The 24,689-nt window shown below is 69.4% G+C and carries 25 protein-coding genes; 12 read left to right on the plus strand and 13 right to left on the minus strand.

The features are described 5' to 3' along the window. The first annotated feature begins 5 nt into the window (after positions 1 to 5). The 4 genes from xdhB to Q8S40_RS00060 all read left to right on the plus strand — a co-directional run bounded on the left by xdhB (position 6) and on the right by Q8S40_RS00060 (position 4,395). Positions 6 to 2,273 carry a xanthine dehydrogenase molybdopterin binding subunit gene (gene xdhB / locus Q8S40_RS00045; RefSeq protein WP_305668787.1) on the plus strand — a complete coding sequence of 756 codons (2,268 nt, stop codon included), beginning with the start codon at positions 6 to 8 and terminating at the stop codon, positions 2,271 to 2,273. Positions 2,274 to 2,336: 63 nt separating this feature from the next. Then, positions 2,337 to 3,314, plus strand: coding sequence for a phosphogluconate dehydrogenase (NAD(+)-dependent, decarboxylating) (gnd, locus tag Q8S40_RS00050; protein ID WP_305668788.1), 978 nt, complete (start codon positions 2,337 to 2,339; stop codon positions 3,312 to 3,314). Continuing rightward, a complete protein-coding gene (locus Q8S40_RS00055; protein ID WP_305668789.1) occupies positions 3,311 to 3,805 on the plus strand; it encodes a gluconokinase in 495 nt (164 codons plus the stop codon). Before gnd ends, Q8S40_RS00055 begins: the two co-directional genes overlap by 4 nt. Continuing rightward, a complete protein-coding gene (locus tag Q8S40_RS00060; protein WP_305668790.1) occupies positions 3,802 to 4,395 on the plus strand; it encodes an NAD(P)H-dependent oxidoreductase in 594 nt (197 codons plus the stop codon). The genes Q8S40_RS00055 and Q8S40_RS00060 overlap by 4 nt, the downstream gene beginning before the upstream one ends. On the opposite strand, the gene Q8S40_RS00065 is transcribed toward Q8S40_RS00060, so the two are convergent. From Q8S40_RS00065 to Q8S40_RS00080, 4 genes are read right to left on the minus strand one after another with little or no spacing between them, the layout of a single operon-like run. Continuing rightward, positions 4,396 to 5,790 (minus strand): M20/M25/M40 family metallo-hydrolase, encoded by a 1,395-nt coding sequence (locus tag Q8S40_RS00065; protein ID WP_305668791.1) that lies wholly within the window; start codon positions 5,788 to 5,790, stop codon positions 4,396 to 4,398. Beyond that, a complete protein-coding gene (locus Q8S40_RS00070; protein WP_305668792.1) occupies positions 5,787 to 6,797 on the minus strand; it encodes a ketopantoate reductase family protein in 1,011 nt (336 codons plus the stop codon). The genes Q8S40_RS00065 and Q8S40_RS00070 overlap by 4 nt, the downstream gene beginning before the upstream one ends. Further along, positions 6,782 to 7,489 carry a creatininase family protein gene (locus Q8S40_RS00075; protein ID WP_305668793.1) on the minus strand — a complete coding sequence of 236 codons (708 nt, stop codon included), beginning with the start codon at positions 7,487 to 7,489 and terminating at the stop codon, positions 6,782 to 6,784. The genes Q8S40_RS00070 and Q8S40_RS00075 overlap by 16 nt, the downstream gene beginning before the upstream one ends. Further along, on the minus strand, positions 7,489 to 9,075 hold the full coding sequence (locus tag Q8S40_RS00080; RefSeq protein WP_305668794.1) for an ABC transporter substrate-binding protein: 1,587 nt from the start codon (positions 9,073 to 9,075) through the stop codon (positions 7,489 to 7,491). The genes Q8S40_RS00075 and Q8S40_RS00080 overlap by 1 nt, the downstream gene beginning before the upstream one ends. A gap of 84 nt (positions 9,076 to 9,159) precedes the next feature. Here Q8S40_RS00080 and Q8S40_RS00085 point away from each other — a divergent pair, with 84 nt between their 5' ends. The 5 genes from Q8S40_RS00085 to Q8S40_RS00105 all read left to right on the plus strand — a co-directional run bounded on the left by Q8S40_RS00085 (position 9,160) and on the right by Q8S40_RS00105 (position 13,823). Further along, positions 9,160 to 10,134: an ABC transporter permease gene (locus Q8S40_RS00085; protein ID WP_304812299.1), complete on the plus strand. Its 975-nt coding sequence runs from the start codon at positions 9,160 to 9,162 to the stop codon at positions 10,132 to 10,134. A 61-nt stretch (positions 10,135 to 10,195) separates the two neighbouring features. Next, positions 10,196 to 11,056, plus strand: coding sequence for an ABC transporter permease (locus tag Q8S40_RS00090; protein WP_305668795.1), 861 nt, complete (start codon positions 10,196 to 10,198; stop codon positions 11,054 to 11,056). After that, the gene (locus tag Q8S40_RS00095) at positions 11,053 to 12,018 is read left to right on the plus strand and encodes an ABC transporter ATP-binding protein (RefSeq protein WP_304812263.1); all 966 of its coding nucleotides are present in this window, start codon (positions 11,053 to 11,055) and stop codon (positions 12,016 to 12,018) included. Before Q8S40_RS00090 ends, Q8S40_RS00095 begins: the two co-directional genes overlap by 4 nt. 38 nt (positions 12,019 to 12,056) lie before the next feature. Beyond that, complete coding sequence (locus tag Q8S40_RS00100) at positions 12,057 to 13,055, plus strand: ABC transporter ATP-binding protein (protein ID WP_305668796.1); 999 nt, start codon at positions 12,057 to 12,059, stop codon at positions 13,053 to 13,055. Between the two features lie 81 nt (positions 13,056 to 13,136). After that, entirely contained in the window at positions 13,137 to 13,823 is a 687-nt protein-coding gene (locus tag Q8S40_RS00105; protein ID WP_304812259.1) for a hypothetical protein, read from the plus strand. A gap of 76 nt (positions 13,824 to 13,899) precedes the next feature. On the opposite strand, the gene Q8S40_RS00110 is transcribed toward Q8S40_RS00105, so the two are convergent. Continuing rightward, positions 13,900 to 14,265 carry a hypothetical protein gene (locus Q8S40_RS00110; RefSeq protein WP_305668797.1) on the minus strand — a complete coding sequence of 122 codons (366 nt, stop codon included), beginning with the start codon at positions 14,263 to 14,265 and terminating at the stop codon, positions 13,900 to 13,902. A gap of 260 nt (positions 14,266 to 14,525) precedes the next feature. Here Q8S40_RS00110 and Q8S40_RS00115 point away from each other — a divergent pair, with 260 nt between their 5' ends. Further along, positions 14,526 to 15,125, plus strand: a complete 600-nt coding sequence (locus Q8S40_RS00115) for a Crp/Fnr family transcriptional regulator (RefSeq protein WP_305668798.1) — start codon at positions 14,526 to 14,528, stop codon at positions 15,123 to 15,125. Positions 15,126 to 15,167: 42 nt separating this feature from the next. Here Q8S40_RS00115 and Q8S40_RS00120 read toward each other — a convergent pair whose 3' ends face one another. From Q8S40_RS00120 to tcuA, 7 genes are all read right to left on the minus strand, one after another. Then, positions 15,168 to 16,091, minus strand: coding sequence for a 3-keto-5-aminohexanoate cleavage protein (locus Q8S40_RS00120; protein WP_305668799.1), 924 nt, complete (start codon positions 16,089 to 16,091; stop codon positions 15,168 to 15,170). Continuing rightward, entirely contained in the window at positions 16,088 to 17,029 is a 942-nt protein-coding gene (locus Q8S40_RS00125; RefSeq protein ID WP_305668800.1) for a 3-hydroxyacyl-CoA dehydrogenase, read from the minus strand. Before Q8S40_RS00125 ends, Q8S40_RS00120 begins: the two co-directional genes overlap by 4 nt. A gap of 73 nt (positions 17,030 to 17,102) precedes the next feature. Continuing rightward, entirely contained in the window at positions 17,103 to 17,300 is a 198-nt protein-coding gene (locus Q8S40_RS00130) for a hypothetical protein (protein ID WP_304812250.1), read from the minus strand. 134 nt (positions 17,301 to 17,434) lie between these two features. After that, positions 17,435 to 19,717, minus strand: a complete 2,283-nt coding sequence (locus Q8S40_RS00135; protein WP_305668801.1) for a DUF3141 domain-containing protein — start codon at positions 19,715 to 19,717, stop codon at positions 17,435 to 17,437. Between the two features lie 108 nt (positions 19,718 to 19,825). After that, positions 19,826 to 20,434 (minus strand): glutathione S-transferase family protein, encoded by a 609-nt coding sequence (locus tag Q8S40_RS00140; protein ID WP_305668802.1) that lies wholly within the window; start codon positions 20,432 to 20,434, stop codon positions 19,826 to 19,828. 12 nt (positions 20,435 to 20,446) lie between these two features. Next, the gene (gene tcuB / locus Q8S40_RS00145; RefSeq protein WP_305668803.1) at positions 20,447 to 21,577 is read right to left on the minus strand and encodes a tricarballylate utilization 4Fe-4S protein TcuB; all 1,131 of its coding nucleotides are present in this window, start codon (positions 21,575 to 21,577) and stop codon (positions 20,447 to 20,449) included. Between the two features lie 16 nt (positions 21,578 to 21,593). Then, on the minus strand, positions 21,594 to 22,991 hold the full coding sequence (gene tcuA, locus Q8S40_RS00150; protein ID WP_305668804.1) for an FAD-dependent tricarballylate dehydrogenase TcuA: 1,398 nt from the start codon (positions 22,989 to 22,991) through the stop codon (positions 21,594 to 21,596). 102 nt (positions 22,992 to 23,093) lie between these two features. Here tcuA and Q8S40_RS00155 point away from each other — a divergent pair, with 102 nt between their 5' ends. Beyond that, positions 23,094 to 23,774, plus strand: coding sequence for a GntR family transcriptional regulator (locus Q8S40_RS00155; protein ID WP_305668805.1), 681 nt, complete (start codon positions 23,094 to 23,096; stop codon positions 23,772 to 23,774). Between the two features lie 64 nt (positions 23,775 to 23,838). Next, a complete protein-coding gene (locus Q8S40_RS00160; RefSeq protein ID WP_305668806.1) occupies positions 23,839 to 24,333 on the plus strand; it encodes a YidB family protein in 495 nt (164 codons plus the stop codon). A 3-nt stretch (positions 24,334 to 24,336) separates the two neighbouring features. Here Q8S40_RS00160 and Q8S40_RS00165 read toward each other — a convergent pair. Next, on the minus strand, positions 24,337 to 24,689 hold a 353-nt coding region (locus Q8S40_RS00165), incomplete at its 5' end, for an ATP-binding cassette domain-containing protein (RefSeq protein WP_305668807.1).

Below are 24,689 nucleotides of genomic sequence, written 5' to 3' on the forward strand. Positions count from 1 at the left end.
AGGGCATGGGCGCCGCGCTGCGGCATGACAGCGCGCTGAAGCACACCACCGGCGAGGCCCGCTTCGCCGATGATGCGGCGGAAGCCGCCGGCACGCTGCATGCCGCGCTGGTGCTGTCCGATGTCGCGCATGGCTCGCTGGTGGCGCTGCACACCGAAGCGGCGCGGGCGATGCCGGGGGTGGTGGCGGTGCTCGGCCCAGGCGACATTCCCGGCGCCAACGATATCGCCGCGGTCGGGCAGGGCGAGCCGCTGTTTGCCGAAGGCCTGGTGGAATTCGCCGGCCAGCCGCTGGCCATGGTGGTCGCCAGCACGCGTGACGAGGCGCTGCGCGCCGCCGCTGCCGTGCGCGCGGAGATCACCCCGCTGGAGCCGGTGCTGAGCATCGAGCGTGCGCTGGAGCTGGACCAGCATGTGGTGCCGCCGCAGACCATGGCGCGTGGCGACGCGGCCCGCGCCATCGCCGCCGCACCGCGCCGGATGGAGGCGGAGTTTCGCGCCGGCGGGCAGGAGCATTTCTACCTCGAAGGCCAGATCGCCCTGGCGACGCCGGGCGAGGATGGGGAGATGGCGGTGCTGTCCTCCACCCAGCATCCCTCCGAAGTGCAGCATGTGGTGGCGCGGGTGCTCGGTGGTGCCTCCAACGCCGTGACCGTCACCTGCCGGCGCATGGGCGGCGGGTTCGGTGGCAAGGAGAGCAATGCGAGCTGGGTGGCGGCTGCCGCCGCGCTCGCCGCGCGCGCCACCGGGCGGCCCGTGAAGCTGCGGCTTTCGCGCCGGGCCGACATGATCGCGACCGGCAAGCGCCATCCCTTCCTGTATCGCTGGACCGCGGGCTTCGATGACCAGGGCCGCGTCCTGGGCTTGCAGGCGCTGCTGGCGGCGGATGGCGGCTGGTCGCTGGACATGTCGGGCGGCGTGGTGTTCCGCGCCGTAACCCATGCGTTGAACTGCTGCGACGTGGCGGATGTGGCGATCACCGGCTGCGCGGTGAAGACGAACACCGTCTCCCACACCGCCTTCCGCGGCTTTGGCGGGCCGCAGGGCGCGCTGCTGATGGAGGATGTGGTGCACCGCATCGCCGCCGCCTGCGGCCTGCCGCCGGAGGAAGTGCGCGCGCGCAACTTCCTCGGCGCACCGGGCAAGGGGGAGGAGACGCCCTATGGCCAGAAGGTCGAGGGCGACCTGATTACGCGGGTCTGGGCGGAGGCGAAGCGCGACAGCGAATGGGACCGGCGGCGCGGCGAGATCGCGGCCTTCAACGCCACGCATCCGACGCTGCGGCGCGGCCTGGGTTCGATGGTGCTGGCCTTCGGCATTTCCTTCGGCGTGATGCACATGAACCAGGCGGGCGCGCTGGTGCATGTCTATGCCGATGGCTCGATCCGGCTGAACCATGGCGGCACGGAGATGGGGCAGGGGCTGTTCGTGAAGGTGGCCCAGGTGGTCTGCGATGTCTTCGGCGTCGATCTCGACCGCATCGCCATCACCGCCACCAGCACGGCGGAGGTGCCGAACACGGCGCCCACCGCGGCCAGCACCGGCAGCGACCTGAATGGCTGGGCGGCGCATAATGCGGCCGAGACGATCAAGGGCCGCATGGCGGAAGTGGCGGCGAAGCGCCTCGGCATCTCGCCCGAACAGGTGGTCTTCGCCGACAACCGCGTCTGGGCGGAACGCGTTGGCGCCAACCTGTTCCTTGATTTCGGTGAGTTGGCAAAACTGTGCTTCCTGGAGCGCGTCTCGCTGTCTTCCACCGGCTTCTACCGCACGCCGGACATCCATTGGGACCGCGCCACCATGCGCGGCCACCCGTTCTTCTATTTCTCCTACGGCGCAGCGGTGTCGGAGGTGATCGTGGACACGCTGACCGGCGAGCATCGCTGCCTGCGCACGGATATCGTGCAGGATTGCGGCCGCAGCCTGAACCCGGCAGTGGATCGCGGCCAGATCGAGGGCGCCTTCGTGCAGGGCCAGGGCTGGCTGACCTGCGAGGAGCTGTGGTGGGACACGCAGGGAAGGCTGCGGACCATCGGCCCCTCCACCTACAAGATCCCCGGCTCCCGCGACGTGCCGCCCATCTTCAACGTCCGGCTGCTGGAGGGCGCGCCGGCACGGAGCGAGACCATCTTCCGCTCCAAGGCGGTGGGGGAGCCGCCGCTGCTGCTGGCGATCAGCGTGGCGAATGCGCTGAAGGACGCGATCGGGGTGGAGGCGCTGGACCTGCCGGCGACGCCGGAACGGGTTCTGATGGCGCTGGCCGCGCGCGGCTGATCGGCTTGTCCCGGACCGCCGCACCCCGCATCCTGCGCGGGATTCAAGGGGGAGGGGTTCGGGATGCAACTCGGCATGGTCGGGCTGGGCCGCATGGGCGGCAATCTGGTACGGCGGCTGATGCGGGCGGGGATCGCCTGCGTGGTCTGGGACCGCGACCCGGCCGTGGTGGCGGCGCTGGCCGCGGAGGGCGCGGAGGCCGCGACGGACCTGCCCGATCTGGTGCGCCGCCTGGTCGCGCCGCGCGCCGTCTGGGTGATGCTGCCGGCCGGTGCGGCGACGGAAGACGCGGTGGCGCAGTTGGGCGGGCTGCTTTCACCCGGCGATGTCGCGATCGATGGCGGCAATGGCATGTGGAAGGACGCGATCCGCCGCGCCGGGCTGCTGCGTGAGCAGGGCATCGACATGCTGGATATCGGCACCTCCGGCGGCGTCTGGGGCCTGGCGCGCGGCTACTGCCTGATGATCGGCGGGCCGGAAGCCCCGGTCGCGCGGCTGGACCCGGTGTTCAAGGCGCTCGCCCCGGGTGAGGAAGCGGCCGTCCCCACACCGGGCCGCAGCGCGGCGGCCGACCCGCGCCCGCCCCAGGGCTATGTCCATTGCGGCGCCAACGGTGCCGGGCATTTCACCAAGATGGTCCACAACGCCGTGGAATACGGGATGATGCAGGCGATGGCGGAGGGGCTGGAACTGCTCCGCCAGCAGGGCAGCGAGGCGGTGGCGCCGGAGCTGCGGCTGGATCTCGACGTGCCCGATATCACCGAGGCCTGGCGCCGCGGCTCCGTCGTCGCATCCTGGCTGCTGGACCTGACGGCACAGGCGCTGGCGGCGGATGGGGAGCTTTCCGGCTATTCCGGCCGGGTCGGCGACAGTGGCGAGGGGCGCTGGGCGGTGCAGGCGGCAATCGAAAGCGCGGTGCCGGCCCCGGTGCTCTCCGCCGCGCTGTACTCGCGCTTCCGGTCGCGGCAGGAATCGCCCTTCGCGGACCGGTCGCTCTCGGCCATGCGGAATGCCTTTGGCGGGCATCTGGAGCCGAAATGAGCCATCTGGTGCTGGTGATGGGCGTCTCGGGGGCCGGGAAATCCACCGTCGGGCCGCTGATCGCCGAAAGGCTGGGGCTGCGCTTCGACGATGCGGATTCCTTCCATCCGCCCGCGAATGTCGCCAAGATGAGTCGTGGCGAGCCGCTGGACGATGCGGATCGCGCGCCCTGGCTGGATGCCATCGGCGCGCATCTGGCGGCGCATGAGGGGATTGGCTGCGTGGTCACCTGTTCCGCCCTGAAACGCGCCTATCGCGACCGGCTGCGGGTCCCCGCGCCCGGGCTGCGGCTGGTGTTCCTGCAGGGCGACCTGGCGCTGGTCGCGGCGCGGCAGGCGGCGCGGCAGGGGCATTTCATGCCGGCCAGCCTGGTCGCCAGCCAATTCGCCACGCTGGAACCCCCTGCGCCGGAGGAAGGCGCCATCCTGCTGGATGTAGCGGCGACGCCGCAGGCGCTGGCGGAGGCCGCCATCGCGGCGCTCCGGGCATGAGCACGGGGTCCGGCCGGCGCATCCTGATCCTGGATGGCCATCCGGACCCCGACCCGGCGCGGCTGATCCACGCCCTGGCCGATGCCTATGCCGAAGGGGCCGCGGCCGCCGGCCATGTGGTGACGCGGCTGGACGTGGCGCGGCTCGGCTTCGCGCCGCTGCGGACAGCTGCCGCGTGGGAGGCGGAGGCGCCGCCGGATATCGCCGCCGCCCAGGCCGCGATATCCGCGGCGGAGCATATCGTCATCCTGACCCCGCTCTGGCTTGGCGATATCCCCGCCTTGCTGAAGGCATTCTTCGAACAGGTGATGCGTCCGGGCTTCGCCTTTCCGCGCGGCGCGCGGGGGCTGAATGCCGGGCTGCTGCGCGGGCGTTCCGTGCGGCTGGTGGTGACGATGGGGATGCCGGCCATCCTCTACCGGCTGTTCTTCCGCGCCCACGCCCTGCACGCGCTGGAGCGCAACCTGCTGCGCTTCGTTGGGCTGAAGCCGGTGCGCTGGACGCTGCTCGGCAATGCCGGGGGCAAGGACGCGGCGCGGCGGCAGGCCTGGCTGGGCAGGCTGCGGAAGCTGGGCGCCGCCGCCGCCTGATCAGCCGGCGAAATCCGCGCGTTTCAGCGCGCCCACCCGGCGCAGCAAGGCGACCCAGGCGGCAAACCCCTCCGGGATCGCGCTTTCGCGCCAATTCTCGTCCGGCGCGTGGAAATCCTCATCCGCCGTGGCGAAGGAGAACATGACGGTGTGCAGGCCGAGCACGCGGTGGACGATATCCGTAAGCGGCAGCGTCGCGCCCATCCGCACCCGCAGCGGCTTCGTGCCGGTGGTGGATTCCAGCGCTGTCTCCGCCGCCAGCAGCAGCGGATGCGCCGGCGGCACGGCGGTGGCAGGGGTGCCATCGCGATGCGTGCTGATCTCCAGCGCCACGCCGCGCGGGCAATGGGCGCGCAGATGCGTGGTGACGGCGGCCAGCACCCGCGCCGGGTCCTGCCCCGGCACCAGGCGCATGGACAGCTTGGCGAAGGCCTGGTTCGGGATCACGGTCTTGCCGCCCGGCCCGGTATAGCCACCCCACATCCCGTTCACCTCCAGCGTCGGGCGCAGCCAGAGGCGTTCGAGGAATTGCGCCGTGGTGAGGCCGCTCGGCGGTGCGCCGATGGAGGCGTCATGTGCCTTCACGTCGAAGGGGATTTTCGCGAGTTCGGCGCGCGTTGCGGCATCCGGTGGCGTGGCGCCATCCTCGAAGCCCGCCACCGCGATTTCACCGCGCGCATCACGCAGCGAGGCCAGAAGCTGCGCCATGGCCTGCGCCGCATTCGCCACCACGCCGCCATAGCGGCCCGAATGTAGGTCCTTCCCCGCGCTGCGCACCGAAACCTCCAGCGCCGCCACGCCGCGGGTCGCGACCGTGATGGTCGGCAGGTCCGCCCGCCAGCGCGCGCCATCGGCGGAGAGCACGGCATCGGCGGCGAACAGCCCGCGATTCCGTTCCAGGATCTTGGTCAGTGTCGCGGAGCCGACTTCCTCCTCGCCTTCCAGCAGGATGGTGACGTTGCAGGGCAGGCGGCCTTCCACCGCGAGAAAGGCGCCGAGTGTCTCGATCGCCAGCAGGGAGGGGCCCTTGTCGTCGGACACGCCGCGGCCGTGCAGCCTTCCGTTGCGTGGCGTGAGCTGGAAGGGGGGCGAGGTCCAGGCCGCCACCGGGTCCGGCGGCTGCACGTCGTAATGGCCATAGACCAGCAGCGTCGGCGCGTTGGGTCCGGCGCCGTGCCAGCTTGCGGTGACGGCTGCGTGGCCACCGGCCGCAACCTCCCGCACTTCCTGGAAACCGAGCGCGGCGAGCCGTGCGCACCACCAATCCCGCGCCTCCGCCATGCCGGGCGCATAGGCGGGATCGGTGGAGACGGAGGGGCAGGCGACCAGCGCGGCCAGCCGTGCGACGAAGCCGGTGCGATCGGCCAGCAGATGCGCCAGGACCGGGTCGGTCATGCCAGCAACGCGGCGAAGGTTTCGGGGGACTGCGCGCGGCGCCCGGTCTCGATATCCGCGATCAGGGCGCACAGCTTCCGCATCACCGGCACGGCGATGCCCTTCTCCGCGGCGAGGGCCGGCACCAGGCCGATCTGCGCATCCGCTTCGGTCTTGCGGCGGCGCACGGCCAGGTCGCGCCAGATGCCGGAATGGGTCTTGGCGCCGACCGCGTTGAAGTCGCGCAACCAGTCAACGACCACTTTGCCTTCGGCGTCCGGCACGCCGGGGGCGAAGGCCATGGGCCGGAACTCGCCGAAGCCGCGCGGGGTGACGCCATGCGCCAGCGCGGTGGCGACCACTTCGCGCCCCAGCGCCAGCCAGGCGGGCAGGCGGGCGGGGTCGCCGAAATTCACGCTCATGCTGTCATTGTTCAGCGCGGTGGCGAACAGCATGGCGCCATAGGCCATCTTGCCCCAGAGGTAGGACCAGATGTCGTCGGTGAGGATCGCATCCGGCTCGAATTCCCGGCACAGCGCGAACATCGCCTCCGTCCGCGGCCGCGTGGTGCCGTCCAGCTCGCCGATCACCACGGCGCTGCGATTGCCGAACAGGATCTCGCCCGGGCCGTGCCAATCGGCGCCGAAATTCACGAAGCAGCCCATCACGCGATTGGCGCCGAAGGCGCGCGACAGCGCAATCTCGTTCAACCCGTTCTGCGCGGAGAAGACGAAGCCATCGGGGGCGAGATGCGGCGCCAGCATCGGGATTGCGGCCTCCGTCGCCTGCGCCTTCACCGCGAGGATGATGCGGGAATAGGTGCCGGTCAGTTCCGCCGGCGTCACCGCCGGGATCACCTGGGTGAAATCGGCGACCGGACCGCTGATGTGCAGGCCGCGCGTGCGGCAGGCCTCGACATGCTCGGCGACGGTGTCCACCAGCAGCACGTCGTGTCCCGCCCGCGCCCAGAAGGCGCCGAGCGTGCCGCCGATGGCGCCGGCGCCCCAGATGATTATCGGGTCTGCCATGGTCCCTCCAGCGCCTCACGGGTTTCAGCCACGCCGGTTTCCCAGATCTTCTGCATCGTCGCGTCGTCGATCTGCCACGGCCCGCCGAAGGCGCCGTCGCCCAGGATTTCCCGCGTCTGCGCCGGGCCGCTGGCCTTCATGCGTGCCAGGTCGGGGGTCGGCTTGCGGCCCTCCGGGGCCGGCGCATGGGCCAGGCGGGTCCAGGGGTAGTTCTCGAACCAATTGCCGTGGCTGGCCGAGCCATCGGCCGCCAGCGCCGCGGCCCAGACGCGCGGCGTATTGTACCAGTTGTGGAATTTCAGGCTGAGGCCCGGCGTTTCCGCCATCATCTCCTGCAACAGGGCGGCGACCGGCGCATTGCCGCCATGGCCGTTCACCACCAGCACGCGCCGGAAGCCGACGCGCCGCGCGCTGTCTACCAGATCCCGCATCACCGCCAGCAGCGTGGCGACGCGGAGCGAGACGCTGCCGGGGAATTCGGCGAAATAGGGGGCGAGGCCGAAGGGCATCACGGGAAACACCGGCACGCCCAGCGGTGCGGCGGCTTCGCGGGATACGCGCTCCGCCAATATCGCATCCGTGGCCAGCGAAAGCTGCGCGTGCTGTTCCGTGCTGCCCAGCGGCAGCACGCAGCGGTCATCGAGGCGCAGCCGCGCCTCGATATCCATCCAGTTGTGGTCCGGAATGAACATCAGCGTGTCGGCACGATGTCCATCGCCAGCGTGTCCTCATCCGTCCGTGCACGGACCAGGTTCACCCGGTCCCGACGCATTGCCCAGGCGGAGCCGACGGAGGCCAGCGGCATGCCAACACGTTCCTGCGTGAACAGCACGCCGATCTGGTGCAGCAGCTCCTCCCGCTTCTTGGTGTCCAACTCCACCGAGGCGGCCTGGATCAGCCGGTCCATCTCCGGGTTCGAATAGCCATGCCAGTTGAAGGCGCCGAGGCGCAGCGCCGGGTTGTTGGTATGGGCGTTCGACGAATAATAGTAGTTCGCCTCGCCGGTCAGCGTGCCCCAGCCGGCCATGATGTTGGACAGCTCGCCACGGGCGCGGGCGGGGAAGATCACCGCCGCCGGCTGCCCGGCGGCCTGCACCTCGATGCCGATGCGGGCGAACATCTGGGCCAGCGCGGTGCCCACGCCATTGTCGCCCGGCAGGCGGTTATTCGTGAAATTCAGCACCATGCGGAAGCCGTTAGGGTAGCCGGCCTCGGCCAGCAGGGTGCGGGCGCGGGCCAGGTTCGGCGTCGGGATCGGGATGGCCGGATTGAAGCCGAAGATGCCGGGCGTGACCATCTGCCCCTGCGGCGTGCCGAGGCCCTCCATGGCGATCTCGGCCAGGGCGCGGCGGTCGATCGCGAGGTCCATCGCCTCCCGCACCCGGATATCGCGATAGGGGTTGGCGGTGAGGCGTGAGCCGTCGCGCGCCGTCACCTGCGGCGTGGTCTCGCGGTAGTCGAGCTGCAGGTTGAAGACATAGACCGTGTCCGCCTTCACCACGCGCAGCGCGCGGTCGCGTTCCAGAGTCGAGACATCGGCCGCCGGCACGCGCACGATCATGTCCACCTGGCCGGTGCGAAGCTGCGCGACTCGGGCGGCGTCGTTCGGGATTTCGCGGCGGATGTGCCGCGCCCAGGGCTGCGCGCCGCCCCAATAGGCGTCGTTGCGCTCCACAACGAACTGCTCCCGCGGGGTCCAGGAGACGAAGCGGTAGGGCCCCGTGCCGATGGCGGCGCGACCGGTGTTGAAGGCCTCGTTGCTGGTCTCCGGCGTCAGCCCGGCGGTGGCGCGGGCGGAGGTGATGAAGACGCGAATGAAATCATTGGGCAGCGTCGGCGCGGGGCCATCCGTGATGACATGCAGCCTGTGCGGGTCGACGATCCGCAGATCCTTCACGCTGCGGACATAGATGCGCGTCGGATTCGGGCCGGACAGCACCTGCATGCGGCGAATCGAGGCCACCACATCCTCTGCCGTCATCGGGCTGCCGTCATGGAAGGTGACGCCCTGGCGCAGCTTGAATTCCCAGGTGGTGTTGTCGATCGGCCGCCAGCTTTCGGCGATGCCGGGCTCCAACTGAAGATTGTCGCCGCTGGTCACCAGCGTATCGAAGACATGCTTCAGCGCCTCCGCATGGGTGCCGGTGGCTGTGAAGTGGGGGTCCACCCCTTCCGGCCCGGCGCGCACGCCGAGGTTCAGCGTCTGGGCGCCGGCGACGCCCGTCATGAGGAGGCTGGTGGTGGCCGCCAAGGCGAGGCGACGGAAGGTCTGGGCCATTTATGGTCTCCCGGGGAAGCGTCCTGTCACGGTGATGGTAGGAACGGCTTGCGTCCGCTGTCCATGCCCCGATACTGCACCGCAATGCTCGGCTTCATCATCCAGCGACTCCTGCAATCCGTCGGCGTCATGCTTGCCATGTCGGCGCTCGTGTTCGTTGGCGTATACGCCATCGGCAACCCGATCGACGTGCTGATCTCCCCGGACGCGACCCAGGACATCCGGGAGGATGTGATCCGCCGCTACGGCTTGGACCTGCCGTTGTGGCAACAATATTTCGCCTTCCTCGGGCGGTTGCTCTCGGGCGATTTCGGGCGGTCCTTCGTGTTCGACATCCCGGTGCTGGAACTGGTGCTGGCACGCTTGCCGGCCACCTTGGAACTGGCGCTGGCCTCCGTTCTGATCGGCGCCTTCATTGGCATTCCGCTCGGCATCTATGCCGGCTACCGGCCGGAGGCGGCCTCGTCGCGGGCCATCATGGCGGTGTCGGTGCTCGGATTCTCCGTGCCCACCTTCTGGGTCGGGCTGCTGCTGATCCTGACCTTCGCGGTCAATCTCGGCTGGTTGCCGGCGGGGGATCGCGGGCCGCTGGTCGAGGTGTTCGGCATCGGCTGGTCCTTCCTGAGCGCCGAGGGGCTGAGCTACCTGATCCTGCCCGCGCTGAACCTGTCGCTGTTCAAGCTGGCGATGATGATCCGCCTGGCGCGCGCCGGGACGCGGGAGACGATGCTGACCGATACGGTGAAATTCGCCCGGGCCGCCGGGCTTTCCGAATTCACCATCCTGCGGCGCCACGTGTTGCGGCTGATCTCGATTCCGCTGGTCACCGTGTTCGGGCTGGAATTTGCCTCCACCCTGGCCTTTGCGGTGGTGACGGAGACGATCTTCTCCTGGCCTGGAGTCGGCAAGCTGATCATCGATTCGATCACCTCGCTCGATCGGCCGGTGATGGTGGCCTATCTCGTGCTCGTCGCCTTCTTCTTCGTGGTGATCAACCTGGTGGTCGATCTGTCCTACGCGCTGCTGGACCCGCGGCTGCGGCGGGGGCGCGCGGCGTGACTGTATCCGATGATCGCAGGGCGCAGCCGGCGAGCACCGGAAAGCTGAATCGGATGCGCCTGTGAAAAGCTTCTGGCGGGAATACCGGGAGAATTGGGTTGCCGTCGTGGCGCTCGCGGTCGTCGTGCTGGTGGTGCTGGCCGCGCTGACGGCGCCGATCTTCGCGCCGCAGGACCCCTATGACCTGGCGATCCTCGACCTGATGGATGCGCGGCGGCCGCCGGGCTATGTCGGCTCCGGCGAATACACGCATTGGCTGGGCACGGATGCGCAGGGGCGGGACCTGCTTTCCGCGATTCTCTACGGGCTCCGCATTTCCTTGCAGATGGGGCTGGTGGCCGGCGCGGTGGCGATGACGCTGGGCGCCACGCTCGGCATTCTCTCCGCGCATCTTGGCGGATGGGTCGAGGCGCTGGTGATGCGGGTGGTGGACCTGCAGCTGTCCTTCCCCGCGATCCTGCTTGCGCTGGTGCTGGTGGCGGTGCTGGGGCAGGGGAAGACGCAGCTCATCATCGCGCTGGTGGCCGCGCAATATGCGTATTTTGCCCGCACCGCCTATGGCGCCGCCACGGCGGAGCGGCAGAAGGATTATGTGGAGGCCGCTTCCGCCACGCCGCTGCCGAGCTGGCGCGTCGTGCTGCGCCACATCCTGCCGAACTGCCTGCCGCCGCTGATCGTGGTCGGCACCGTGCAGGTGGCGAATGCCATCGCGCTGGAGGCCACGCTGTCCTTCCTTGGCCTCGGGCTGCCGCCGACCGAACCTTCGCTGGGCATGCTCATCGCCAATGGCTTTCCCTACATGATGAACGGGCGAAGCTGGATCTCGGTCTATCCCGGCATCGCGCTGATCCTGCTGATCGTCGCCATCAACATCGTCGGCGACCAGATCCGCGACCAGTTCAACCCGAGGCTCCGCAAATGAGCCTTCTCGAAGTCCGCGATCTGCGCACGCATTTCTTCACCCGCGCCGGCGTTGTGAAAGCGGTGGAAGGCGTGTCCTTCAGCCTGGCACGTGGCGAGATCCTGGGCCTGGTCGGCGAAAGCGGCTCCGGCAAATCCGTCACCGGCTTCTCGCTGATCGGGCTGGTCGATCCACCCGGCCGCATCGTCTCCGGCTCCATCCGCTTCGATGGGCAGGAACTGGTGGGTCTCAAGCAGCCGGAGATGCGCAGGCTGCGCGGCAAGCGCATCGCCATGGTGTTCCAGGACCCGGCGGCCACGCTCAACCCGGTGCTGACCATCGGCCAGCAGATGGCGCTCGCCGTGCGCGCGCATGGTGGGGCGAGCGAGGCGGCGGCGCGGGACCTGGCGACCCGCACCCTGACTCGCGTCGGCATTCCGGATGCGGCGGCGCGGCTGGATGCCTATCCGCATGAATTTTCCGGCGGCATGCGCCAACGCGTGGCGATCGCGACGGCGCTGCTGCATGGGCCGGACCTGATCATCGCGGACGAGCCGACCACGGCGCTCGACGTCTCGATCCAGGCGCAGATCCTGGCGGAGATGCAGAAACTGGCGCGGGAGACCGGGACGGCGCTGGTCTGGATCAGCCACGACCTCGCCACCGTCTCCTCCCTCGCGGACCGGCTGTTGGTCATGTATGCGGGCCGCATCGTCGAATCCGGCAAGGTGGGAGAGGTGCTGCGCGCGCCGCGCCACCATTACACGCGCGGGCTGCTGGACAGCCTGCCTGCTACGGCGAAGCCAGGCGAGAAGCTGAACCAGATCCCCGGCACCACGCCGAGCCTGCTTGCCCTGCCGCCCGGCTGTCCCTTCGCGCCACGCTGCCCGCGCGCCGATGCCGTCTGTGCGAATGACCCGCCGGATGTGGTGACGGGCGACCGGCTGGTGCGCTGCCATCATCCGCTGGGGGTGGCGGCGTGAGTGCGCCCGATCGGCAGAGCGGCGAAGGGCGCGGCGCCGTGAATCGGCCGCTTGCGGAGCAGGTTCTCGTCGCCGAAGGCGTCACCAAGCGCTTCGACCCGCGCCTGTCGCTCGGCGACCGCATTGCCGGCGCGCTGGGCGCGCAGGTGGAACGGCGGGCGGTGCAGGCGGTGTCCGACGTCTCGCTCTCCGTCACCGCGGGCGAAACGCTGGGGCTGGTGGGCGAGAGCGGCTGCGGCAAATCGACGCTCGGCCGCATGCTGGCCGGCATCATGGCGCCGACCAGCGGCCGCGTGCTGGTCTCCGGCGCGGCACCCATGGCCGGGCGGCACAAGGCCACCACGCGCATCCAGACGGTTTTCCAGGACCCCTTCGCCTCGTTGAACCCGCGCATGCGCATTGGCGAGACCATCGCCGAGGGCCCCGTCACCCATGGCTTGACCACCCGCGCTGCCGCGCCGCGCATGGTGGCGGAATGGCTGGCGCGCGTCGGCCTCGACCCTGCCTTCGCCACGCGCTTCCCGCACCAATTCTCCGGCGGCCAGCGGCAACGCGTGGCCATCGCGCGGGCGCTTGCGATGCAGCCGGAGATGCTGGTCTGCGACGAGCCGGTGGCCTCGCTGGATGTCTCGATCCAGGCGCAGATCCTGAACCTGTTCCTGGATCTGCGGCGCGACCTCGGCCTGACCTGCGTGTTCATCTCGCATGACCTGTCCGTGGTGCGGCATGTCTCGGACCGCGTCGCCATCATGTATCTCGGCCGCATCGTCGAAAGCGGCATCGCCGCGCGCATCTACGCCGCGCCGCGCCACCCCTACACCCAGGGGCTGCTGGACAGCGTGCCGAAGCTGCGGCTGCAGGGCGATGAGGCGGCGAACTTCAAGCCGATTGCCGGCGAGCTGCCATCCCCGCTGTCGCCACCCTCCGGCTGCGCCTTCCACCCGCGCTGCCCGAAGGCGACCGACATCTGCCGCGCCGAACGCCCGGCTCTGACGCCGCGTGAGGATGGCGCGCTGGTGGCCTGCCATCACGCGTAATCGCGTGAAGCAGAGCGAAACGCGGCAAGGCGCCGCGGCTGGTTAACCTGCGCCCGGCAAGACAGTCAGGAGCCCTCGCCGATGAGCGGAAGCACCCAGCCCGCCGCCGGGGATTTCACCCCGCCGGCGGAATCGAACGGCATCACCGACCTGATCAACAACTCCTCCAATATCGGGCGGGAGTCGGCGCAGACCATCGCGTCCGAGACCATCTCGCGCCTGATCGAGCGCGGCACCGGCACGGCCGGGCGCGCCGCGCTGGGCGGGGCTGTCGGCAATGGCGTGGGCGCGCTGGTGCAGCCGGCGGTCTGGATCATCAGCGGCAAGGCGCCGCAGCCGGGGGATATCGCGCTGTGGGGCATGGGCAGCGTCGCCTCGATGGTCGGCGGGGCCATCGGCTCGGGTGCTGCCATCGTCACGGGCGTGGTGAAGGCGCTGGTGGAGGATCATGAGGATGGCATCATCGCCACGGCAGTGGCGAATGAACCGGCACGCTACCGGCCCTTCATCCGCTCCGTCCGCAATTACGGCGCCTCCGGCCGGGGCATCGTGGCGATGACCATCGCCCATCATGGTGGCGTCACCTGGCGGGTCGGGCCGGCGACCTGGGTCTACATCACCGATGCCACCGGCAAGCTGGTCTGCGACTACCGCCCGGCCTATGCGATGGAGATCTACCGGCCGGATCTGCCGCTGCGGATCGTCGGCCGGCAGTATGGCGACATCACCTATCGCTGGTCGGCGCGGAACGGGAACATCCACGGGTAGGGGCGCCTTTCAGCGACCGGTTCTGGCCTGCGATTCGCTGGGGCGCGACGCCGGATCGCCTCCCCGGACCAGCGCCTCAGCGTGCGCCTGCGTAGCCCCGAAGCCGTGCATAGCTCACGCGCTGTTCGGGCCTGAGGGCATCGTGCATGGCAAGGTGTGCAGCGAGGTGAACCTCGCGGAGCCTTCCATTCAGGGCGCCGATCGAGGCTGTCAGCGCCGCCAGGCTTCCCGCCTCGGCGGCCCCGGTCGCGAATAGCAGGTCCAGCTCCGCCTCCATCGCCACGATCCGTGTTCCGAGGCTAAGTGCCGCGCGCGCCATTCGCTCATGAAGCCCTTCGGCCATCGCCCGCTGGGCGGGTGTAAGGCCCAGGGCGTCGCCGAGTTCCAGCACATGCATCGGGCCCGGATAGCCATTCAACTCGGCTGCCAGGGCGAGCGACATTCCGTGCCCCTGGAGGAGGGACGCCGTCTCTGCCTCCGAAAGCGCCTTGATCCGGCGGCTCTCCAAACCGGCATAGGGCTGCGACTCCACTGCGCCTGGCGGGGCGCTGTGGCCATGATGTTCCCCGTGCCGCCCGCTGGATTGCGCCATTGCGGACCATGTAACAACGAGGGCGAGGGCGGCGATGGGAAGCGCGATTGCGTGGTTCATACGACAATGGGTAGCGCGGAGCGGCTCCGGGCAGCTATGACCGGGATCATATGAATGACGATCTGCCTCTGGCCCTGCCACCTGGCCGAGACCGGCGCCTGGCGCGCGGCGAGGCACTGTTCCGGGCGGGCGATCCCGCGCTTGGGCTCGTCCTCGTGCGCGAGGGGGCGCTGGAGCTTGTCCGCCTCTCCTCGGAGGGACGCCGGCTCATCCTTCATCGAGCGAAGGCGGGCGATACGTTTGCCGAGGCAAGCCTTTTCGAAAGCCATCACCACTGCGACGCGATCTGCGCCGCCCCCGGCTTCGTCACGATCTACGGCGTCGCAGACCTCCGCCGTGCGGCCATGGCCGATCTGGATCTCGCCTGGCGTGTTGCAGCCCATCTCGCGGCGCGGCTCGTTGCCGAGCGGGCGCGTGCGGAACGCCTTGCCCTGCCGCACGCCGCGGATCGGCTGCTCGATATGCTGCACGCCTTGCCGCCTGAGCCTGACGGCACGCGCCGCATCGGGTGCTCCTGGAAGTCGCTCGCCGCCGAACTCGGCCTCTCCCATGAAGCGACGTACCGGGCGCTTGCGCGGCTGGAACGCGCCGGCTTGCTGCGGCGCGAGGGACGCGACCGGGTGCGCCTGCCCGTGGTGCCCCCGTCGTGAAGGAGAGGCTGCGTCGGGTCTCCGTACTCTCACGGATGTCGTTCAGAAATTCACCCGGTCGCCGCCCTTCAGCGACAGCATCTCCCGCGCCTCCTCCGGCGTGGCGACGGACAGGCCCAGCCCCTCGATGATCTGCCGCGCGCTGCGGACCTGTTCGGCATTGCTGCGCGCCAGGCGGCCCGGGCCGCCCCATAGGCTGTCTTCCAGCCCGACGCGGATATTGCCGCCCATCGCGGCCGCCATCGCGGCGATCGGCAACTGGTTGCGGCCGGCGCCGAGCACCGACCAGCGGTAGCTGTCGCCGAACAGCCGGTCCGCGGTGCGCTTCATGTGCATCACGTCCTCGGGGTGCGCGCCGATCCCGCCCTGCAGGCCGAACACCGTCTGGATGAACAGCGGCGCCTTCACCAGCCCCTGGTCCAGGAAATACTTCAGATTGTATAGGTGGGAGGTGTCGTAGCACTCGAACTCGAAGCGCGTGTTGTTCTCCGAGCAGGTCTTCAGGATGTATTCGATATCGCCAAAGGTGTTGCGGAACAGGATGTCCTTGTTGGCCAGGTAGGGCTGTTCCCAGTCGTGCTGGAAATCCTTGAACCGGTTCAGCATGCCGAACAGGCCGAAATTCATCGAACCCATGTTGAGCGAGGCCACTTCCGGCGCGAAGCTCGCCGCCGGTTTCACCCGCTGTTCGATGGTCATGGTCGGCGCGCCGCCGGTGGTGATGTTGATGACGCAGTCGCTGCGCTGCTTGATGACGCGCAGGAAGGGGGCGAAGGCCTCCGGCGACTGGTCCGGGCGGCCATCTACCGGATCACGGGCGTGCAGATGGACGATGGCGGCGCCGGCTTCCGCCGCGCCGATCGCGGCGTCGGCGATCTGTTCCGCCGTGATCGGCAGATGCGGCGACATGCTCGGCGTGTGGATCGCGCCGGTGACCGCGCAGGTGATGATGACTTTTCGGCTCATGCCTCTCCAACCTTCTTCTTGTGGGCGGCCAGGGCGGCCAGCCTTGCATCGCGCCTTGCGCTGCGGGCGGTGATCTCCGCCCGATCGGGCGTTTCGCCCCATTGCTCCATGATGCGGGCAATCCCCGCCGCACCGAACACCTCCGGGCTCGGCGGTGCGGCGGCGATGCGGCCATAGAAGGGGCCGTAGCGCGCGCAGTAATCCGGGATGCCGCCGGGCGCGTTCAGCTCGATGGTGGCAAAGGGGCCGAGGAAGGACCAGCGCAGGCCGAGTCCCTCCGCCACCGTGGTGTCCAGATCCTGCGGCGAGACATAGCCTTCCTGCACCAGCCGGAACGCCTCGGCCAGCAGCGCGCCCTGAAGGCGGTTCAACACGAAGCCCTCGATTTCCCGCTTTACCGTGATTGGCGCCTGGCCGATATCGGCGAAGATCTTGCGCGCCCGCGCAATGGTCTCCGGCGCGGTCCAGGGCGCGCCCGAAAGCTCCACCACCGGCACCAGGTGCGGCGGATTGACCGGATGCGCCACCAGGCACCGCGCCCGGCCGGCCAGCCCCTCGGTGAAGACGGAGGCCGGGATGGCGCTGGTGGAGGAGGCCAGGATGCAATCCGGCGCGGCCAGGAAATCCAGCTCCGCGAAGATGGCGCGCTTGGTCGCGGCATCCTCCGGCCCGTTTTCCTGCACGAATTCGGCGCCGGCCAGCGCCTCCGTCAGGCTGTGGGCGACGCTGATGCGGCCGGCGGCGGCCTCCGGGTCATCGCACAGCCCGTGCCGGGCCAGTTCCTGCAACCCAGCCAGGCAAAGACCTGGCGCGGAATCCAGCGCGGCGGGGGAGGGGTCGTGCAGGGCGGCGCGCCAGCCGGCCCGGGCGAAGATCATGGCCCAGGCGCGGCCGATCAGCCCCGCCCCCACAATCGCAACCTTGCGCGTTTCCGCCATGTGCTTGCTCCCCGAAGGGGGCACGATAGAAGCCGCGTGGCGCCGCGCAATCCCGGAACGCTGTCCTGGCGGGCTACCGTTCCCGGTCAAGGGCCTTCCAGAGGCCGATGATGAGCTGACGGGCGTTCGCCTCATCCGTCGGCAGCCGCAGCAGGCGGCCATCGCGGGCGACGAGGTGGATTTCCGCGCCGTCGGCGGAGGTGAGCAGGGATGCCGCCACGAAATCGGGCGCGCGGGCAGTCCGGCCGGTGCCGGTGGGGTTCAGCAGCATTGGGGTTGGCCCTCTTGCCTCGGCGCCGCAATTTTTGCGGCCTTGGAATCCGGCGCGGGGGCACCGGATGCGAGGGCATGATCCCACCTTGCCATTGCCCAGTGATGAATCCACCGGGCCCTGAATCGGCGCGGCTACGCGGGCAGGAGCAGCCCCCGCAGCCGGGCCAGCATGGCTTGGGCCGGCTCCCCAAGCTCCTCCTCCGGCCCCGCCACATCGGCCACCGCCGCCAGGGCGCGGCGGCGGTCCTCGGGTGTCGCCAGCAGCTTCACCAGCGTCTCGAAGGCTTCGGTAGGCGCCATCTCCACCACCACCGTCTGTTCCCGGATCAGCGCCTGGCGGGCGGAGGCGGTGAGCTGCGCGAAGGGCTCCTCCGTGGTCAGCAGGGCGTTCGAGCGTGCCAGCCGGTTGCGCCGCACGCCGCCGCGGGCCTTGGCGAGCAGGATCATCATCCGCACCACCGCTTCCGCGTAGCCACCTTCCGCCACCCGATCCAGCGCCGCGCGCACATCCGGCGTTTCGCCGGCGAGTTCCGGCGGCACATCGATGGTCGGTATCTCGGAGGCGACGTTGAGCGCCGAAAGCGTGCCATAGACCGCGTGGAAGGCGGTTTCCTGCATGGAATCGCGCCAGTCGCGCCAGGAATCGATGCTGCGCTCGACGCTGTCGGCCCAGGCGCGTTCCATGGCGATGAAGGGGTTGTCGGGCGCCACCGGCTGGCGGTTCGCACGCACCAAATCGGCCATGGCGCCGAGTGGCTTCATCATCGGGTTGGCGTCGCTCACCAGATAGCGGCGCGCCCGCATCGGGTTCATCTGGCGGCGCAGCTCGGCCGATTCCTCGGTGGCGAATTGCCGCACGATGGGGCTGGCGAACAGATCATAGATCATCTGGTTCAGCGCGGAGATGCGCGCCACTGCCGGGAAGGCCTCGTTCTCCGCATCGGCCGAGAACAGGCGAATATCGGCCACCGTCTTCTCCACCAGTTCCACCTGATAGCCGGTATTCAGCCCGCTGCCGGCGGTGCCGGTGATGCGCAGCTCATACAGGCCCGGCGCCACGCTCTCGATCAGGTCGAGCGTATTGGCGATCTCGGTGTGTTCCTTGTTGGCCACCTTGCCGGAGACGAAGATGCCGAGATGGCCGATCTCGTCATGCACCAGGTAGATGATGGTCTGGCCGAGGGTCTTGATTTCCTGCTCGTCGCGATAGACGTCGGCGATCCAGCGCAGCGCCTGGCCGGGCGGGGTGATGTTGTCGCCGGCCGAGGCGAAGACCACGATCGGCGACTTCACCGAGCGCATATTGAAGGACGCACCCTTGCCGGCGGAGATTTCGCCGCGGGCGAATTTGTCGCCGATGAACAGGTTCTCGACGATCCAGCGGATTTCGTCCCGCGTCATCAGGAAGTAGCCGCCCCACCAGCGCTCAAACTCCAGGAAGCGCTCGGCCTCGGTGTCCACCTTCTCGTACAAATTGTAGTATTTGCGGAACTTGGTGTTGCCGGGCGACAGGCTCTCGAAGTTGGCGACCAGATTGGCGCCGTCGAAGGTGCCGTTGCCGAGATCGGCCAGCAGCGCCGCCGGCCAGGACCCGCCGGCGAGGCCGCCGGTATAGCGCATAGGGTTGCGGCCCTTCTCGCCGGCCCAGTAGGAGAGCGGCGCGCCGTTCAGCACCAGCGGGCCGGTCAACTCCGGCTCCGAGGCGCCGAGCATCATCACCGCCCAGCCGCCCTGGCAATTGCCGATGACCACGGGGCGCTGCGCCTCCGGGTGCAATTCGTGAATCTTGCGGAGGAAGATCGCCTCGGCCTCGGTGATGTCGAGGATGGTCTGGCCCGGCTCCGGGTCCCGGAAGAAGATCACGAAATACACCGGATGGCCGCGACGCAGCGCCACGCCCACCTGGCTGTCCGATTTGAAGCCGCCGATGCCAGCGCCATGGCCGGCGCGCGGGTCGATGATGACGAAGGGGCGCATGGCCGGATCGGCCTCGCGGAAGCCTTCGGGCGGCTTGATGCGGACCAGGGCGTAGTTGCAGCGGCGCGGCAGGTGCCGGCCATCCACCACCATGTCCCATTCGAAGATCAGCACCGGCGGGCAGCCGGCCTTCTCATGCTCGGTGAAGTCGTTGCCGGCCTGGCGCATCGTGTCCCAGAACAGGACGGAACGCTGCGAGGCATCTACCGCATAGGCCATGGCATCGGCCATCAGCGCGAAGGGCGACCGGCCGAAGAAGGCGGAGCCGGTGGGGCCGGCGCCATCCATCACCTGTGGCGGGGCCAGCGCCGGGGCCATGGCGGCCATCTGCTTGCGGGCGACCTCACCCATCGCATGGGCCTGTTCCACGAAGCGGGTCAGGGCCTCGGTGCCCCTGGCCATCAGCTCGCGTCCGGGGGGCGGGGTCTGCGCGTTCATCTGGTGCATCCTCGGTGGCCACAACGGCGGTGCAGCATAGCGGGAAAAGATGAACGGGGCACGCGGGGAAAGTTGCTTGCCCTATTCCAGCCGCGCGCCTGCGGGCACCTACTCCAGCCGCGCGCCTGCGGGCACGACCATCCCCCGCTGCACCGCCGGCCGCGCGCCCATCCGGTCGAACCAGGCGGCCAGATGCGGGGTCGGCGCCAGCGTCCGCCCCGCCCAGCCATGCTTCGCCACCCAGGGATAGGCCGCGATATCGGCGATGGAGCAGGTGGCGCCGGCCAGATAGGGCACCTCCGCCAGCCGCGCATCCAGCAGGCGATAGACCCGGTCCACCAGCGCCGTGGTGTGGGCGCGGGCGGCTTCCGGCTTCTCCGGCGCCAGTTCGGTCCAGTGATGCGCCTGGCCGGTGAAGGGGCCGAGCGAGGTCAGCGCCACCATCAGCCAGGACAGGGTGGTGGTCCGATCCTCCCCCAGCAGCACGCCGTGGCGTTCCGCCAGATGCAGCAGGATGGCGCCGCTTTCGAAGATCGGGCGCCCATCCTCCACCAGGATGGGGATCTTGCCATACGGGTTCAGCGCCAGGATTTCAGGCGCGAATTGCTGGCGGGCGCGGATGTTGACGCCGGTCACGGCGTATTCCAGGCCACATTCCTCCAGCATGATGGAGACGCGCTGGGAATTGGGCGTCGCCCAGCCGTAGAAATGTCGCATCGCCCGTTTTCCCTAGGCTGGCCGCTTCTCCCGCGCATTCCGCAGCAGCGCGATGCCACGATAGATGCCGTGCACCATCTTCGAATAGGGCAGCACCACGAACAGCGCGAGCACCAGGCCGAAATGCAGCGCCAGCATGATGCCCATGGCGCTGGTATGGCGGATCGCCAGCAGCAGCAGCCCGGTGGAGCCGATCAGGAACAGCAGGCCGAGCAGCGCGTATTCGCCCCCCATCAGCTTGCGCGCCACCGGCGCCGGGTCTGTCACCGTCTTCACCCAGAGCAGGCCGGCCGTGCCGATGCACAGCAGCACGCCGCCCCAGGTGCCGAACTGCACCGGCAGGGACAGGAAGGCATGCGGCGAGTGCCAGCCGAAGACATGGTGGTACACCGCGCCCGTGCTGGTCGCGGCGAAGCACAGCATGAAGCCGAAGAACATCGCCTGATGCAGCCAGCGCCTGTGTTGCGCGAAGCTATCGTCGAAATCATTGCAGCCATGCCCGCCGCCGCCGAGGTTGCGCAGCGTCAGTACATCCACCGCCGCATCGACCGCCGGCTGCGGCTGGAAGCTGCCGCCCATGCCGCCGGTGCCGCGCCAGTAGCGGATCGCGCCCATTGCCATGGCGATCACGGCAAAGCCGAAGCTGCCGCCGGCCAGCAGGTTGATCAGCCAGAGCGGGATGATGCGGAAAAAGGCGCCGGTGCCGGTCTGCGCGGAAAACAGCACCGCCGGGTCGCGCAGCGCCACCGTCAGCACCAGCGCCAGCGTCACGAAGATGGTCGTGGCCGCCGCCAGCAGCGTGCCGTTGCGATCGAACAGCTTGCCCATGCCGGTGGGCCAGGCGAATTCGGCGTAGCTTTCCTGACGCACCGTCGCGAAGGTCGCCGGGATGTTGATGCCGAAGGCATGCGGCGGCGCGTACTGGCAGGCGTGGAAGCAGCCCTTGCAGTTGTGGCAGAGGTTGGCGAGGTGGGTCAGGTCCGCCTTCTCGAATTCCCGCCGCGCGGCCATGGCCGGGAAGACGGCGCAATAGCCCTCGCAGTAGCGGCAGGCATTGCACACGGCCATCTGGCGGCGGGCATCCTGGTAGGCGTCGGATTCCACCGTGGTGGCTTCCTGCAACAGCAGGTCGAGCTTGCTCATCCCGGTCTGGGAAAATTCAGTTGCGGACATGGCGCGCCGCTCCTTCTCCGGCCAGCCGTCCGAAGACGGTGCCGAGGGTCATACCGAAGCCAGCCAGGTAGCCCTGGCCGAGGATATTGCCGGACATGATCTCGCCGCTGGCGAACATGTTGGCGGAGGGCTTGCCATCCGCCATCAGCACGCGGGCCTGTTCGTTCACCTTCACGCTGAGGAAGGTGAAGGTGATCCCCGGTCGCAGCGGGTAGGCATAGTAGGGCGGCGTGTCGATGCGCCGCGCCCAGTGGCTTTTCGGCGGGACCAGCCCCTCCGTCCGGCAATCATCCGGCACCATCGGCGTGAAGGTGCCGGGGCGGACGGCGGCGTTGAAATCGGCCACCACTTTCTCCAGCTTGCCGGCATCGAAGCCGGCCTGTGCGGCTATCTCCGCAATGCTGTCGGCCTTGAAGGGCGGGTAGACGCTGGGCAGGAAATTCATCACCGCCTTGCTGTCGGTGACGGCCAGCGCGATCTGCCCCGGCTGCTGCGCAATCAGTCGGCCCCAGATGGCGTAGCGCTTCGGCCAGACATCCTCGCCCTCGTCGTAGAAGCGCTCCACATCGCGGTTCACCACCAGGCTGAAGGGCACGCAATCCAGCCGCATGGCGAGGCCGCCATCCTCCATCGGCGCGCGGGCGTCGTTCGCCACGGCGTGGAACTGAGTGGGGTCGCCCACCTGCTGCACGCCCTGCGCCAGCAGATCCTTCAGTATGGTGCCCTGGGCATAGGGGGTGCCGCGGATCTGGAAGTTGTCGGCCGCATCGCCCCAATACTCCCGCAGCCAGTTGCGGTTCGCCTGGAAGCCGCCGCTGGCCGCGACCAGCGCCTTGAAGCGGATGCGCTGCGGGAAGCCGCAATGGGAGATGATGGCCTCGCTGGCGAAGCCGTCATCCACCTGGATGTGCTGCACCTCGGTATCCGTCAGCGTCACGATGCCAAGCTTCGCCGCTTCCCGGTACAGCGCATTCACCAGCGCCTTGCCGCCGCCCAGAAAGAAGGCGTTGGTGCGCGACAGGGACAGGGTGCCGGAGAGTGAGGGCTGGAACACCACGCCGCAGCTCGCCAGGAAATCCGGCGCGTGCTGGCTGGCGCGGATGCACATCCGGGCGAGGTCCTCATTGGTCTTGCCGCCGGTGACGCGGTTCAGATCGTCCCAGTATTCCTCCTCCAGGTAGCTGTCGGTCAGCACCTGGGTGGGGCCGGGATGCAGCGCGCGGAGGTTGCGGGTGTGGCGCGAATTGCCGCCGCGCATCGGTTGCGGGGAGGCCTCGCAGAGAATGACCGAGGCACCGGCCCGGCGCGCCGTGATGGCGGCACAGAGCGCGGCATTGCCGCCGCCGACCACCAGCACGTCATAGAGGCGGGCGAAATCCGGCACTTTGGGGTCTCCCTGGACGCTCGCGGTCTTGTATCCACTCGTATCCACTGATGTCCAGTCGGTTGTTCCATTGGGCCGGCCGGCTGCGCTACACCCTGGGGCATGGACCAGCCGCCCCCCTCACGCGATCTCGGCCAGGAAGCCTATGGCCGCATCCGCGCCGCCATCCGCGAGGGCGCGCTGGCACCCGGATTCCGGGTGACGGAGACGGACCTCGCCGCCCGCTTCGGTGTCTCCCGCACCCCGGTCCGGCAGGCCATCGCCCGGCTGGAATCGGAGGGTCTGCTGACCCACGAGCCCCGCCGCGGCCTGAGCGTGACACGCCCGGACCACCAGCAGGTGGTGGAACTGTACGTGATGCGGGAGGAGCTGGAGGGCGCCGCGGCCCGCCTCGCCGCCCAGCACGCCAGCCCGACCGAGATCGGCGCCATGGCCGAGCTGATCGCCGGCGAACCGGCGCTGTTCACCGATGCGCGCGCCTTGGCCGAGACCAATCAGCGCTTCCACGGTCTGTTGTACCTGGCCGCCCACAACCGCTACCTGCTGCGCAGTCTGGAACTGATTTCCGCCACCATGGCCCTGCTGCCCAGCCTGCTGACCGTGGCCGGCCGGGCGGAGGCGGCGCATGCGGAACACCAGGCGATCCTCGCCGCGCTGCGGGCGCGGGATGGCGCGGCGGCGGAGGCCGCCAGCCGGGCTCATGCCCAGGCGGCCCAGCGCCACCGGCTGGCCTGGTTGGTGCGGACCGTAGGCGTGCCCTTCGCCGCGCCAGGCGCGGATTGAGGGCGGTTACCGGAACTTCGGCGTCGCCCAGGGGTTCTGGTGGCCCCTTTATCCGGAGCAAACCATGAGCCGCGGCTTCCCCTCCATGACGGCCCTGCTGGGCGTGCTGGCCGTCGCTGGCTACCAGAATCGCGACAAGCTTTCGGAAATGCTGAACGGTGCCATGGGCCAGCGCGGCGCTTCTCCAGCCGGCACCGGCTCAGGCGCGCCGGGCCAGGCCGGGCAGGGCGGCCTGCAAGGCATGCTGGGCGGGTTGCTCGGCGGCGGCGCTGCCTCCGGCGGATTGAGCGGCGGGTTGCGGGACCTGCTGGCCCGGTTCCGCGACGCGGGCGAGGGTGAGACGGCCGAGTCCTGGGTCCGTCAGGGGCCCAACCAGGATCTGGCGCCGGACCGGCTGGAACGGGCCATCGGCGCCGAGACGCTGGATGAGCTGACCCGCCAGACCGGCCTTTCGCGCCAGGAACTGCTGGCACGCCTGGCTCGCGACCTGCCGAAGACCGTGGATGACTGCACCCCCGGGGGCTGCCTGCCGGATGAGGAGCCAGCGCGCCGGGCGTAGCCTTCAGGCCACTTCCTGGAACTGCAAGGCGGCGAGGCGGGCGTAGAGCCCGCCCTCCCGCACCAGCGCATCATGCGTGCCCATCGCGACGATGCGGCCGCCCTCCATCACCACGATCCGGTCGGCGTTCCGCACCGTCGCCAGACGATGCGCCACCACCAGCGTGGTGCGGCCGCGGGACAGCGCCTCCAGCGCCCGTTGCACGGATTGCTCGGATTCCGCGTCCAGCGCGCTGGTCGCCTCATCCAGCAGCAGGATGGGCGGGTCGCGCAGGATGGCGCGGGCAATGGCGATGCGCTGGCGCTGGCCGCCCGACAGCGTCACGCCGCGGGCGCCGAGATGGGTGGCATAGCCCT

Source organism: Falsiroseomonas sp. (assembly GCF_030695085.1).
Lineage (GTDB): Bacteria > Pseudomonadota > Alphaproteobacteria > Acetobacterales > Acetobacteraceae > Falsiroseomonas.

Coding starts and splice junctions, on each gene's coding strand:
- Q8S40_RS00105 (WP_304812259.1), top strand. CDS start 13,137: ATGAGCGGAAGCACCCAGCCCGCCGCCGGGGATTTCACCCCGCCGGCG.
- xdhB (WP_305668787.1), top strand. CDS start 6: ATGGGCGCCGCGCTGCGGCATGACAGCGCGCTGAAGCACACCACCGGC.
- Q8S40_RS00070 (WP_305668792.1), bottom strand. CDS start 6,797: ATGGCAGACCCGATAATCATCTGGGGCGCCGGCGCCATCGGCGGCACG.
- Q8S40_RS00135 (WP_305668801.1), bottom strand. CDS start 19,717: ATGAACGCGCAGACCCCGCCCCCCGGACGCGAGCTGATGGCCAGGGGC.
- Q8S40_RS00110 (WP_305668797.1), bottom strand. CDS start 14,265: ATGTCGCTCGCCCTGGCAGCCGAGTTGAATGGCTATCCGGGCCCGATG.
- Q8S40_RS00120 (WP_305668799.1), bottom strand. CDS start 16,091: ATGAGCCGAAAAGTCATCATCACCTGCGCGGTCACCGGCGCGATCCAC.
- Q8S40_RS00130 (WP_304812250.1), bottom strand. CDS start 17,300: ATGCTGCTGAACCCCACCGGCACCGGCCGGACTGCCCGCGCGCCCGAT.
- Q8S40_RS00060 (WP_305668790.1), top strand. CDS start 3,802: ATGAGCACGGGGTCCGGCCGGCGCATCCTGATCCTGGATGGCCATCCG.
- Q8S40_RS00140 (WP_305668802.1), bottom strand. CDS start 20,434: ATGCGACATTTCTACGGCTGGGCGACGCCCAATTCCCAGCGCGTCTCC.
- Q8S40_RS00085 (WP_304812299.1), top strand. CDS start 9,160: ATGCTCGGCTTCATCATCCAGCGACTCCTGCAATCCGTCGGCGTCATG.
- Q8S40_RS00080 (WP_305668794.1), bottom strand. CDS start 9,075: ATGGCCCAGACCTTCCGTCGCCTCGCCTTGGCGGCCACCACCAGCCTC.
- Q8S40_RS00125 (WP_305668800.1), bottom strand. CDS start 17,029: ATGGCGGAAACGCGCAAGGTTGCGATTGTGGGGGCGGGGCTGATCGGC.
- gnd (WP_305668788.1), top strand. CDS start 2,337: ATGCAACTCGGCATGGTCGGGCTGGGCCGCATGGGCGGCAATCTGGTA.
- Q8S40_RS00075 (WP_305668793.1), bottom strand. CDS start 7,489: ATGTTCATTCCGGACCACAACTGGATGGATATCGAGGCGCGGCTGCGC.
- tcuB (WP_305668803.1), bottom strand. CDS start 21,577: ATGAGCAAGCTCGACCTGCTGTTGCAGGAAGCCACCACGGTGGAATCC.
- Q8S40_RS00095 (WP_304812263.1), top strand. CDS start 11,053: ATGAGCCTTCTCGAAGTCCGCGATCTGCGCACGCATTTCTTCACCCGC.
- Q8S40_RS00115 (WP_305668798.1), top strand. CDS start 14,526: ATGAATGACGATCTGCCTCTGGCCCTGCCACCTGGCCGAGACCGGCGC.
- Q8S40_RS00160 (WP_305668806.1), top strand. CDS start 23,839: ATGAGCCGCGGCTTCCCCTCCATGACGGCCCTGCTGGGCGTGCTGGCC.
- Q8S40_RS00055 (WP_305668789.1), top strand. CDS start 3,311: ATGAGCCATCTGGTGCTGGTGATGGGCGTCTCGGGGGCCGGGAAATCC.
- Q8S40_RS00065 (WP_305668791.1), bottom strand. CDS start 5,790: ATGACCGACCCGGTCCTGGCGCATCTGCTGGCCGATCGCACCGGCTTC.
- Q8S40_RS00155 (WP_305668805.1), top strand. CDS start 23,094: ATGGACCAGCCGCCCCCCTCACGCGATCTCGGCCAGGAAGCCTATGGC.